The sequence below is a fragment of the Nocardia sp. NPDC004722 genome (assembly GCF_053601505.1).
In genome coordinates this window covers 1-11807 of record NZ_JBSGBY010000236.1, presented here as the reverse complement: position 1 = coordinate 11807, position 11807 = coordinate 1, and the positions used below count along the sequence as shown (strand labels likewise).

Below are 11807 nucleotides of genomic sequence, written 5' to 3'. Positions count from 1 at the left end.
CAGGACCCCCGGCTGATCCCCTGGTACGCCGGTCGAAGGCTTTGAACGCCGTGTCCTGTCCGGCGCGCACCAGGTAGGCCGCCCCGAGCACCAGATACAGCAGCACCATCGACAGCGCGGTCGCCACCATCGAATCCCGTAGGAAGCGCAGCCCTTCCGGCAGATCCATCTCCTCGGTGCTGCGGCTGCGCTTGCCGACCAGCTGCCCGGTCGCGCCGGCCGCGATGTAGCCCGCGGTGCCGAAGTGTCCGATGGCCACCTCGTCGCCGCCGGTGACCCGCCGCGTGTACGCCTGCGCCAGCGCCGGGAACGACACCATGACGATGCCCAGCAGAATGCCGCCCGCGATCACCACGACCGGTGTGGACAGCCCTGCCACCGCCAGCACCATGGTCAGCAGGGTGGCCATGAACAGCATGTGGTGGCCGGTGAGGAAGACGTAGCGCAGCGGCGTGAACCGGGCCAGCACCAGGCTGATCGCGAAGCCGAGGATCATCAGCCAGGTCACCTGCGCGCCGTATTCGTTCTGTGCGATGGCCACGATGGCCTCGTTGGTGGGGATGACGCCGTGCGCGCCGAGCGCGCCTTGAATCATCACGCCCAGCGGTTTCAGCGACTCCACCACCAGGCCCGCGCCCGCGCCGATGAGCAGGAAGCCCAGCGTCGCCTTGATGGCGCTGCCCGCCACCTGCCCCGCCGACTTGCCCAGCGCGATCAGGCCGACGGCGGTGATGATGCCGATCAGATAGGCGGGCTGGCTGAGGATTTCGTTGACGACGAACTGGGCGATGGCCAGTACGACATTCATGCTGCCCGCCTTCCTAGACGTCGAAGAGTTCGCGCATTGCCCGATCGACTTCGCCCGCGCTGGTGAAGTTTTCGATCACCCGCACCGGAATGCCGAGATCCCCAAGGGTTTTGGCGATCTCGCCGGAGGTGAGGACGGCGACGGCCTCGCCCGCCTTGCCCTTGGCGGAAATGGTGTCGGTGGCCTCGACGGTGATGTACGGGGACCAGTGCCAGCGGTCGAGCACGGATTCCAGGGTGCTCTTGAGGAACAGGCTGGTACCGACGCCGTTGCCGCAGACGGTGAGGATCTTGAGCGGGCCGGAACGTGCGCGGCCGGTGGAAGGTGGGGCGGAAACCTTTGCCGCGGCTTGCTTTTCGACGGGGTGCGCTCCGATGGCCGATTCGTCGAGCAGCAGGGCTCGCAGCTGGCGCGGCGTCTGCACGGCCCGCAGCACCTCCTCCGCGCCCGGTTCGAGGAGCACCTTGGCGAGTGCCGCCATGGCGTCGGTGTGCACCTCGGAGTCGGCGGCGGCCAGCGCCACCACCAGATCGACCGGGTCGTTGGGGCTGTCGAACTCGACCGGCTTATCCAGTCGCACCCACGACATCCCGGTGCGATGCACCGCCGGTGACGGCCGGGCGTGCGCGAAGGCGAAGCCGGGCGCGATGACGATGTAGGGCCCGTTCTCCTCGACATTGCCGATCATTTCCGAGGTGTACTCGGGCGTGGTCACGCCGGTGGCGACCAGCAAATCACCGGCGACGCGAATCGCCGCCCGCCAGTCTTCGGCGTGACCGTGCAGATCGATCGCTTCGGCCGGGAGCAAGTCCACCAGCGAGGTCATGCCTGGATCCTCGCACGAATCGGTCATTGGCAAATATTCGGCACACCGGACGGCCATCCAGATGCCCGGTCCGCTCCGAATCACTTGCGGCCACCGGCACACCGGGCGTTACCGGGAACAGCGCGCCGGAAATCGTTCTCTTACATAGGATTACTGCCACAACGGAGTCCCCTCGAAAAGGGTGTGGAAGATGACGGATCAAACACAGGTCGACCAGTCCAAGCCCAGCATCGCCCGCGTGTACGACTATCTCCTGGGCGGCAAGGACAACTACGCCGTCGACCGGGAGATCGGGGACTTCTTCATCAAGGACCTGCCCGGTTCGGTGGATATCGCCTACGCCAACCGCAATTGCCTGGTCCGCGCCGTCGGCGAGATCTCCCGCAGCGGCATCACACAGTTCATCGACATCGGCAGCGGCCTGCCCACCGCCGACAATGTGCACCAGGTGGCGCAGCGGCATCAGGCCGCCCCGCACGTGGTCTACGTCGACAACGATCCGATCGTGCTGGCCCACGGCCGCGCCCTGCTCGAGACCGACGAGCACACCACCGTCATCCAGGCCGATCTGCGCGACTCCGACGCCATCCGCAATCACCCGGAGGTGGCCCGCCTCATCGACTTCGACCAGCCGGTGGCCGTCATCTTCAGCGCCATCCTGCACCACCTCAACAATGACGAGAAGCCCGAACAGGTGGTCCGCTTCTGGGCCGACCAGATCCCGTCCGGCAGCATGCTCTACATCTCCCACTTCCGCTCCGGCTTCAACGAGGAAACCCGCGTCGCCGAGCAGAAGCTGCAATCCACCTTCGGCCGCGGCCGCTGGCGCACCGACGAGGAGATCCTCGCCCTCTTCGGCGACCTCGAAATCCTCGAACCCGGGCTCGTCCCCTGCGCCCTCTGGCGCCCCGAACCCACCGCCGACGGCGTCCCCCGCATCGGCAGCGACCACCACGACCTGAGCGTCTGGGAACAACTCATCTCCGCGGCGCTGTCCCGCAAGCCCTGACAAACCGCACCCGCCGCAGCCGGGAGTGAAATCGGGCTCGCACTAGGGTGTTTCACGCAACGGCCAGACCTCGACAACCCCGCGCGCGACCGCGCAAGGGGTCTGCGCCACGAGTCGAACGGCTTCCTCGAGCGTCGCGGCCTCGATGATCGCGAACCCGGCGACCGGCAACGCCGCCGACAGGAACGGCCCATCCACGACGGTCGTACCGGCGGCGTCGCGATTGCGCACCTGCACCGGCGACCCCGCGATCCCCATCTCGACGCCACCCGCCCGCAGCCGTTCGTCGTGCGCGTGCGCCGCATCCCGCACCGCCGCATCGGTGGCGTCGTACCCAGCTCGATCCCCGTACCCGATCGTGACGAACTTCGCCATCGTGACCCTCCGTTTCCGTCGACCTGCCTACGAGTACCGACGCCCCCAGCGCCCCGAAGTAATCGGGCGGATCGAAGTTGATTACGCAGAGGATGGCGTCGGGGACTCCCAGTAGCCTGGGGTTTTGCTGGTGATAGCCAAGAGTTTTCGAGTGTCTGGAAATTTCATGTTTGGGATTTGAGACTCACAGCGTTCATTGAGCGGAATTCACAGTGACCGGGGTTAATCTCGTCGAGTCAACGGCCGATACGAGCGCTCACGACCGGACGCCACCTGTTTCGTGAAAGGAAGTTTCGTCATGCGTGCTGTTCGATTCGCTGTGCTCGCTGGAGGATTGCTGCTCGGCTTGGCTGTGCCCTCCATCGCCTCCGCTGATCCGGTGAGCTGCGGCAATGACCTCAACGGTTGCGCGACCACCTGTCGTGAGACCATCGGCAACCCGAACATCCGGCTCACCGACTGCACTATGACCGACTCCGGCTGGACCTGCGACGCCTGCATGTACAACTCGGAGACCTAGCAGTCGTCGCCGCGGGCCGGATCGCGAGCCGGCCCGCAATCCGGGCGCGAACATACACAGTTGTACGTAAGTGTAAGATCCTGGCATGACCAGCTCCGCCGTCTCGAAACAGCCGCGCCGCACCCAGGAGCAGCGCAGCACCGAGACGCGCACGCGACTGCTGGACGCCACCATCGAATGCCTCGTCGAATACGGGTACGCCGGAACCACGACGCCGCGGGTCGCCGAGCGCGCGGGCGTCACCCGGGGCGCGCAGGTGCATCACTTCGGCTCCAAGACCGACCTGGTGGTGGCCGCCGTCAGCCATTTGGCGCAGCGCCGCACCGAGGCCGCCATGAAGGAGATCGCCCGGATGCGCGCGGGCGGCGATCCGCTCGGCAGCGCACTGGAATTCATGTGGGAGCTGCATCAGGGCCCGCTGTTCATCGCGGCCGTGGAGCTGTGGGTGGCCAGCCGGACCGATCGGATGCTGGCCGCCGAGGTGGAGAAGGTCGAGCCCTTCGTCAACAATGCGGTGCTGCTCGCGGTCGCCCAGCTGGTGCCGAACGAGCTCTACCGCAAGAGCGTTCGCGATTTCGCCTACACCGCCATGGATACGCTGCGCGGAATCCTGGTGAGCAACTTCATCTCTCCCGATCCCGAGCGGGCGCACCGGCGCTGGCTGCGGGCTTCCGCGCAGCTGCGCCTGGCCGCCGACGCGGGCATGCCGGGCATTCGCATCGCCGACTGATCCGGCCGTAACCCCGGACCCGCTTCGCCGCATCGCCGGGCGATACCGACGCGGCTGTATGTGCAGCCGCCCCGATCCGACCTCTTGATCTTGTCATTCCTGCCGGAATTCGCCGCACCCTCTTGTCTACTTACATACAGCTTTGTATGTTTGTAACCGCACCACTACGTGAGGAGTTCGATGACGAACAAGGTCTACGTCGTCGGCGTCGGCATGACGAAGTTCGAGAAGCCGGGGCGGCGCAAGAACGAGGACGGCAGTGCCTGGGACTACCCGGACATGGCCCGTGAGTCGGGGACCAAGGCCCTCGCCGATGCCGGAATCGACTACCGGGAGGTCGAGCAGGCCTACGTGGGCTACGTCTACGGGGAATCCACCTCCGGGCAGCGCGCCGTCTATGAGCTGGGCATGACCGGCATCCCGGTCGTCAACGTCAACAACAACTGTTCGACCGGGTCGACCGCGCTCTACCTTGCGGCGCAGGCGATTCGGGGCGGCCTGGCGGACTGCACCCTGGCCCTGGGCTTCGAGAAGATGCAGCCCGGCTCGCTCGGCTCCACCTGGGACGACCGCGAACAGCCCATGGCGCGGCACATCATGGCGCTGGCGGAGATCTCCGAGGTGCTGTTCCCGGTGGCCCCGTGGATGTTCGGCGCGGCCGGTCGTGAGCACATGAAGAAGTACGGCACCACCGCCGAGCACTTCGCCAAGATCGGGTACAAGAACCACAAGCACTCGGTCAACAACCCGTATTCGCAGTTCCAGGATGAGTATTCACTCGACGACATCCTGGGCTCGCGCATGATCTACGACCCGTTGACCAAGCTGCAGTGCTCGCCCACCTCCGACGGCTCGGGCGCGGCGATCCTGGCCAGCGAGGCGTTCGTGGATCGCCACGACCTGTCACGGCAGGCTGTCGAGATCGTCGGGCAGTCGATGACCACCGACTTCGGGTCCACCTTCGACGGGTCGGCCAAGAACCTCATCGGCTACGACATGAACGTCCAAGCCGCCGAGAAGGTCTACGCGCAAGCCGGACTCGGCCCCGAGGACTTCCAGGTCATCGAGCTGCACGACTGCTTCTCCGCCAACGAGCTGCTGCTGTACGAGGCGCTCGGACTGGCCAAGGAGGGCGAGGCGGGGCACCTCATCGACTCCGGTGCCACCACCTACGGCGGCAAGTGGGTCGTGAACCCGTCCGGCGGGCTCATCTCCAAGGGACATCCTTTGGGCGCAACGGGTTTGGCGCAGTGCAGCGAACTCACCTGGCAGCTGCGCGGCACCGCCGACAAGCGACAGGTCGAGGGCGTCACCGCCGCCCTGCAACACAACATCGGTCTCGGCGGCGCGGCCGTCGTCACCGCCTACCAGCGCGCCGACCGCTGAAACTCAACGAGGAGCGAAACATCATGGGACACATCGAAGCGTCCAAGGATCTCAACGCCACCCCCGACGGCCTGTGGGCCGTGGTCTCCGACCCGCAGACCTGGGACAAGTGGTTCTCCATCCACGAGCGCTGGATGGAGGAGCCGCCGACCGTGCTCGCTCCCGGCGCGAAGCTGACCGCCAAGATCTTGATGCTCGGCATGGCCAACAAGATCGAGTGGGTGGTCGAGAGCGTCGAGGCCCCGAATCGCCTGGTACTCAGCGGAACCGGCATGGCGGGTGTGAAGGTGCAGTTCTCCTTCGACATCACCCCCGAGGGCAATGGCAGCAAGTTCTCGGTGTCCGGCGATTTCGAGGGTGCGCTGATCAAGGGCGCGCTGGGCAAGGCGGTGGAGAAGGATGGCCTCACGCAGCTGGACAAAACTCTCGCCGCGCTCGACGCCCTCGCCACGGCGGCCTGAGATGACCTCGACCTCTGTCGAATTCGACAAGTCCGGGTTGGGCAACTGGTCGGACGAGGAACCGTTCGAGGTCACCCGCGAGCGGATCGCCGAATACGCCGCGGCCACCAACGATCCCATCCCCGCGCACGTGAAAGGCGATGTCGCCCCGCCGATCTTCGCCATCGTGCCGGTGTTCGACGCCATGATGGTGCCGGTCATCGACGTGGCCCCGATGAACATCTTCGGGCGGGTCGTGCACGGGGAGCAGGACTTCCACTTCCACCGGCCCATCCGGCCCGGCGACAAGCTGCTCTCGCGCGCCAAGGCCATCGGGTACGAGGGCAAGGACAACGGCTCGACCATCACCATCCTCATCGAAAGTCGTTCCGAGGATGGGGAACTGGTCAACGAGCAGTACCTGACCGCGTTCTTCCGCAATGTCGACGCGGGCGAGCAGGTCGGCGACCACGCCCCCGCGCACCGGTTCGACCCGGCACTGCTCGAGCAGCCGCCGCTGGCGACGGCCACCGCGCACGTCGACGCCGACCAGACCTACCGCTACTCCCCGGCCTCCGGTGATCCGGTGCCGCTGCACCTGGACGAGCAGGTGGCCAAGGACGCCGGACTGCCCGGCATCATCGCGCACGGCCTGTGCACCATGGCGATGTCGTCGTGGGGCGTGCTGAACGCGGTCGCCGGAGCGGATGTGGCTCGGCTGCAACGGTATGCGGTGCGCTTCTCGAAGCTGGTGTTCCCGAACGACGACCTGACGACCCAGATCTGGAAGACCGGCAGCGCGAACGGGGTCACCACCTACGCCTTCCGGACCGTACGTGGCGACGACACCGTGCTCAGCGACGGTCTCGCCGAAATTTCCGACAACTGAGGAGACATTCATGGGTGCACTCGAAGGACGGGTCGCCATCATCACCGGGGCCGGTCGGGGCATCGGGCGCGAGCATGCCCTGCTGTTCGCCCGCGAGGGCGCGGCGGTCGTGGTCAACGACCTCGGCGGCAGCAATGCCGGTGAGGGCACCGACACCGGTCCGGCACACGAGGTGGTGAACGAGATCGTCGCCGCAGGGGGGCGCGCGATCGCCAACACCGACAGCGTGGCCGACTGGCAGGGCGCGAAAAACCTGGTGGATCAGGCTGTTTCGGAGTTCGGGCGGCTGGATGTGGTGGTGAACAACGCGGGCATCCTGCGCGACGCGTTCATCGCGGGCATGGACGAGAACCAGTGGGACGCGGTCGTGGCGGTGCACCTCAAGGGGCACGCCGCGGTGATGCGGCACGCGGCCGGGTACTGGAAGGAGCAGTCCAAGGCCGGGAATCAGCCGGTCGCCGCGGTCGTGAACACCGCGTCGGCGTCGGGCACCACCGTTCCCAATGCCGGGCAGGGCAATTACGGTGCGGCCAAGGCGGCCATCGCGGCGCTCACCCTGGTGGCGGCCGATGAGCTGGCCCGTTACGGCGTGCGGGTCAACGCCATCGCGCCGATCGCCCGCACCCGCCTCACCCTGGCCACGCCCGGCATGGGCGAGATGATGGCGGCCCAGCAGGCGGGCTTGGAAGACGGCGAGTTCGATGCCTTCAGTCCGGCCAATATCTCGCCGCTGGTGGCGTATCTTGCCACCGAGAAGTGCCCGATCACCGGCAAGGTGTTCGCGGTGCAGGGCGGCGCGATCTCCGAACTGGCGGGGTGGCACGACGTGAAGACCATCGAGACCGAAGGTCCGTGGTTGATCGACGATATCGCCGGGCGACTGCCGTAAACAGGAAGGCGGACAACGATGTTCGAATGGTCCGAGACCGATGAGCTGATCCGGGGCGCGGTCCGCGGCTTCATCGACAAGGAGCTGCGCCCGCACCTGGACGCCCTCGACAACGGCGATATGCTGCCCTATCCCATCATTCGGAAACTGTTCTCCGAGTTCGGCATCGACGCGCTCGGGGCGGAGTCGATCGGCAAACTGCTTGCCAGGCAACGTAAGCGGGAGGAGGCCATCGCGGCCGGGGAGCCGCTGCCGGAGAAGAAGGCGAAGTCCGGCGACGGCGGACCCTTCTCCGGGCAGGAATCGCTGATGGCGGTGCTGGTCAGCGAACTGTCCGGGGTGTGCATGGGCCTGGTCACCGCGATGGGCGTGAGCATCGGCCTCGGGGCCACCACCATCCTCTCGCGCGGCACGCTGGCGCAGAAGGAACGCTGGCTGCCCGACATCGTGACCATGAAAAAGGTTGCGGCGTGGGCGATCACGGAACCGGACTCGGGCTCGGACGCGTTCGGCGGGATGAAGACCTACGTCCGCCGCGACGGTGACGACTACATCCTCAACGGGCAGAAGACCTTCATCACCAACGGCCCCTACGCCGACACCATCGTCGTCTACGCGAAACTCGACGAGGGCGATGGCGTCGACAAGCGGGACCGCAAGGTGCTGACCTTCGTGCTCGACAAGGGTATGGAGGGCTTCACCCAGGGCAAGCCGTTCAAGAAGATGGGCCTGCACGCCTCACCCACCGGCGAATTGTTCTTCGACAACGTGCGATTGGGCCGCGACCGGCTCCTCGGCGAGACCGAGGCGCACGAGAGCGGCGACGGACGTGAAAGCGCCCGTTCGAGTTTCACCGCCGAACGCATCGGCGTCGCCTTCATGGCGCTGGGCATCGTCAACGAATGCCACCGGCTGTGCGTGGATTACGCCAAGACCCGCAAGCTCTGGGGTCAGGAGATCGGCCGCTTCCAACTCGTCCAGCTGAAACTGGCCAAGATGGAGGTAGCCCGAATCAACGTGCAGAACATGGTCTTCAACGCCCTCGAACGCTCCAGCGCGGGTAAACCACCCACCCTGGCCGAGGCGTCCGCCATGAAGCTGTACTGCTCCGAAATCGCCACCGAGGTGGCCATGGACGCCGTCCAACTCTTCGGCGGCAACGGCTACATGTCGGAGTACCACGTGGAACAGCTCGCCCGGGACGCCAAGTCCCTCATGATCTACGCGGGCAGCAACGAAATCCAGATCACCCACGTAGCCAAGGGCCTGCTCGCCCACTAGGCGAGCAGCGGGGCCGCCACCAGTCGCCGGTGGCGGCCCCAACACAAGCTATCCGCGGCGGGCGGCGACGACTGTGAGGGTGAACAGGGCTACGCCGAGGACTGCGAGGCCCGCGCCTACGACGGCGGGGGCGGTGTAGCCGAGGCCGGCGGCGATGACCAGGCCGCCGAGCCAGGCGCCGGAGGCGTTGGCGATGTTCAATGCGGCGTGGTTGAGGGCGGCGGCGAGGGTTTGGGCGTCGTGGGCTACGTCCATGAGCCGGGTTTGCAGGGCGGGAGCGAGGGAGGCGCCCGATGCGCCGATGAGGAACGCCCCGATGGCCGCGGTGTACGGGTTGTGGGCTGCGGCAACGTATCCGGCGAGGATGACCACCATCGACAGCATGGACGCGAAGATGGCGCGGTCCACGCCGCGGTCGGCGAGCACGCCGCCGACGATGTTGCCCGCGACCATGCCCAAGCCGAAGAGCATGAGCACCACCGGGACCAGACCGATCGGCATGCCCGCGACATCGGTCAGGGTGGTGGTGATGTAGGTGTAGACGGCGAACATGCCGCCGAAGCCGACCGCGCCGACCAGCAGGGTCAACAGCACTTGGGGGCGGCGCAGGGCCGTCAGTTCGGTGCGGGGGTCGGTCATGCGGATGCCGTGCAGTTCCGGCACGAAGCGGGAGATGGCGAGAACGGTGGCGACGCCGATCACCGCGACCATCACGAAGGCGTCCCGCCAGCCCAGATGCTGGCCCAGCCAGGTGGCGGCGGGAACGCCGACGACATTGGCGGCGCTCAGGCCCAGCATAACGGCAGCAACCGCTTTGGCTCGTTGCCCCACCGGCGCGAGCGAGGCCGCCGCCAGCGAGGCGACGCCGAAATACGCGCCGTGCGGCAGACCCGAGACGAAGCGCGCCACGGTCAGCGTCGCGAAGTTGGGCGCGACCACGCTCGCCGCATTACCCAGGGCGAAGGCCGCCATGAGAATCATCAGCAGGCGTTTGCGCGGCACCCGGGCGCACAGCGCGGCGATCACCGGAGCGCCGATCACCACGCCGAGCGCGTAGGCCGAAACGATGTGCCCGGCAGTCGGTTCGGACACCTTCATGGAGGTGGCGATATTCGGCAGCAAACCCATGGTGACGAATTCGGTGGTGCCGATGCCGAATCCACCCAGCGCCAAGGCCAGCATGGCGGGGATGTGCCAGCTATCCCGAGGGGCGAACGCCGACTCTTCGGTGGCCGCCGCGCCGGGACGGCTCAGCGCGTCGGCGGTCGACGTGGCGGTGGTGGCGGAGACAGATTCGGGCACAACCAAGCGCAACACACCGGCGAACGGTCCCGATACCGTCCAGTCCGGTGATTTCACTCACCGACCGGCCCGGATCGTCGGCTGAACCACTCCCCCACACCCCGAACCCGGCGGGTCAGGCAGGGGCGTCCAGGATGGCGCGGTCGAGATCATCCAGGGGCGGGGCGACCGGGAAGTTACTGCGGAACACGCCTACGGGATCGACACGGTTCTTGATCGCCTGTAGGCGGGTCAGGGTGTCGGGGTCGAACACCGAGGCAGGAGTTTCACCGGAGTCCAAGTAGGTGAAGGGTTTCCGACCCGAGGAGTAGATCGACAGCTCGGTGGCTATCTGCTCGCGACGCTCCAGCACCGCCGCGACGTGATCCAGCGAGGGCGCGGGGGCGAGCATCGAGAGCAGGAAGGGCTCCTCGATGGCCCCCGCGACGCCGGCGTCGGCAGGCGGACGGGTCAGTGCGCCGCCGAGGTGGCGGACCTGGACCAGGGCGAGCGGGTACACCGAACCGTTCGGCGCGGCGGCGGCGAGCAGCGCATCACTGACGTCCGTGGTGAATTCGGTGAGGAGTTCACCGCGCACCCGCGACGGGCTCGGGTCGACGGGCTCCATGCAGATATCGCCGATCTGGGTCGGGCCGAGCGGACGGCGGGTGTCCATGACCGTGCCGGGGATCTCGTCGAACCAGCGCAGCGGAGCCGTAACCCCGCCCTGCGCAAGCGCATCCACGATCACCATGGACTTGCCGCGCAGAAGTTCGGGGATCTGCGGGAACGGCGGGAACTGCATGAGGGTGAGCCAGATGCTCAGTCCTTCGGCCGCTTCCGCGGTGGCCTGGCGATAGGCCGCGACGACCGCCTCGGTCTGCGCGGCGGGCCAGATGAGGCGGCCGCCGTAGAGCCCGGCCGATTCGAACAGCTCGAATTCGAGCGCGGTCACCAGTGCGAAATCACCACCGCCACCGCGCAGCGCCCAGTAGAGATCCGGATCGGACTCGGCCGTGACCCGAGCCCGGTTCCCGTCCGCGGCAACGACTTCCAGTGCGCGCACCCGGTTGGCCGCCAGCCCGCGACTGCGCGCGAACCAGCCCAGTCCGCCGCCCAGCGTGTACCCGGCCACGCCCACCACCGGCGAACTGCCGACCGCACCGACGAGCCTGTGACGTGCGCCTTCGGCCAGGAGCGGTCCCCACTGCACCCCGGCCTCCACCCGCGCCACCCGCGTCGCCGCGTCGATCTCGATGCCGTCGAGCGCCCCGGTGGTCACCAGAATGGTCCCGTCCGCCGCCGCCGACGGCGAATGCCCGGTCGCCCGCGTGGTCACCGCCAGCCCGGCTCCCGCCGCGTACCGCACCACC

General features: G+C 67.2%; 13 protein-coding genes. 8 read left to right on the top strand and 5 right to left on the bottom strand.

Going from position 1 to position 11807, the window contains the following annotated elements; translation table 11 throughout:
* Positions 1 to 808 (bottom strand): PTS transporter subunit IIC (locus ACWELQ_RS22760; protein ID WP_452399063.1); only part of this gene is annotated, 808 nt, incomplete at its 3' end.
* Between the two features lie 13 nt (positions 809 to 821).
* On the bottom strand, positions 822 to 1634 hold the full coding sequence (locus ACWELQ_RS22755; protein ID WP_452399062.1) for a PTS sugar transporter subunit IIA: 813 nt from the start codon (positions 1632 to 1634) through the stop codon (positions 822 to 824).
* A 190-nt stretch (positions 1635 to 1824) separates the two neighbouring features.
* Here ACWELQ_RS22755 and ACWELQ_RS22750 point away from each other — a divergent pair, with 190 nt between their 5' ends.
* Positions 1825 to 2643, top strand: a complete 819-nt coding sequence (locus ACWELQ_RS22750) for an SAM-dependent methyltransferase (protein ID WP_452399061.1) — start codon at positions 1825 to 1827, stop codon at positions 2641 to 2643.
* A 42-nt stretch (positions 2644 to 2685) separates the two neighbouring features.
* On the opposite strand, the gene ACWELQ_RS22745 is transcribed toward ACWELQ_RS22750, so the two are convergent.
* Positions 2686 to 3018, bottom strand: a complete 333-nt coding sequence (locus ACWELQ_RS22745) for a YciI family protein (RefSeq protein WP_452399060.1) — start codon at positions 3016 to 3018, stop codon at positions 2686 to 2688.
* 298 nt (positions 3019 to 3316) lie between these two features.
* On the opposite strand from ACWELQ_RS22745, the gene ACWELQ_RS22740 reads away from it, so the two are divergent.
* The 7 genes from ACWELQ_RS22740 to ACWELQ_RS22710 all read left to right on the top strand — a co-directional run bounded on the left by ACWELQ_RS22740 (position 3317) and on the right by ACWELQ_RS22710 (position 9153).
* Positions 3317 to 3538, top strand: coding sequence for a hypothetical protein (locus tag ACWELQ_RS22740; RefSeq protein WP_452399059.1), 222 nt, complete (start codon positions 3317 to 3319; stop codon positions 3536 to 3538).
* Positions 3539 to 3623: 85 nt separating this feature from the next.
* Positions 3624 to 4268, top strand: coding sequence for a TetR/AcrR family transcriptional regulator (locus tag ACWELQ_RS22735; RefSeq protein ID WP_452399058.1), 645 nt, complete (start codon positions 3624 to 3626; stop codon positions 4266 to 4268).
* A 180-nt stretch (positions 4269 to 4448) separates the two neighbouring features.
* Positions 4449 to 5654 carry a lipid-transfer protein gene (locus tag ACWELQ_RS22730; RefSeq protein WP_452399057.1) on the top strand — a complete coding sequence of 402 codons (1206 nt, stop codon included), beginning with the start codon at positions 4449 to 4451 and terminating at the stop codon, positions 5652 to 5654.
* Positions 5655 to 5677: 23 nt separating this feature from the next.
* Positions 5678 to 6115, top strand: coding sequence for a type II toxin-antitoxin system Rv0910 family toxin (locus ACWELQ_RS22725; protein ID WP_452399056.1), 438 nt, complete (start codon positions 5678 to 5680; stop codon positions 6113 to 6115).
* 1 nt (position 6116) lies between these two features.
* On the top strand, positions 6117 to 6983 hold the full coding sequence (locus ACWELQ_RS22720) for a MaoC/PaaZ C-terminal domain-containing protein (RefSeq protein WP_452399055.1): 867 nt from the start codon (positions 6117 to 6119) through the stop codon (positions 6981 to 6983).
* Positions 6984 to 6993: 10 nt separating this feature from the next.
* Complete coding sequence (locus ACWELQ_RS22715) at positions 6994 to 7872, top strand: SDR family oxidoreductase (RefSeq protein ID WP_452399054.1); 879 nt, start codon at positions 6994 to 6996, stop codon at positions 7870 to 7872.
* An 18-nt stretch (positions 7873 to 7890) separates the two neighbouring features.
* Entirely contained in the window at positions 7891 to 9153 is a 1263-nt protein-coding gene (locus ACWELQ_RS22710; protein ID WP_452399053.1) for an acyl-CoA dehydrogenase family protein, read from the top strand.
* A 48-nt stretch (positions 9154 to 9201) separates the two neighbouring features.
* Here the strand turns inward: ACWELQ_RS22710 and ACWELQ_RS22705 are convergent, their stop codons facing one another.
* Together ACWELQ_RS22705 and ACWELQ_RS22700 are read right to left on the bottom strand one after the other, a co-directional pair.
* Positions 9202 to 10335: an MFS transporter gene (locus ACWELQ_RS22705; RefSeq protein ID WP_452399064.1), complete on the bottom strand. Its 1134-nt coding sequence runs from the start codon at positions 10333 to 10335 to the stop codon at positions 9202 to 9204.
* A gap of 235 nt (positions 10336 to 10570) precedes the next feature.
* Positions 10571 to 11807: FAD-binding oxidoreductase (locus ACWELQ_RS22700; RefSeq protein ID WP_452399052.1), on the bottom strand; the 1237-nt coding region annotated here is incomplete at its 5' end.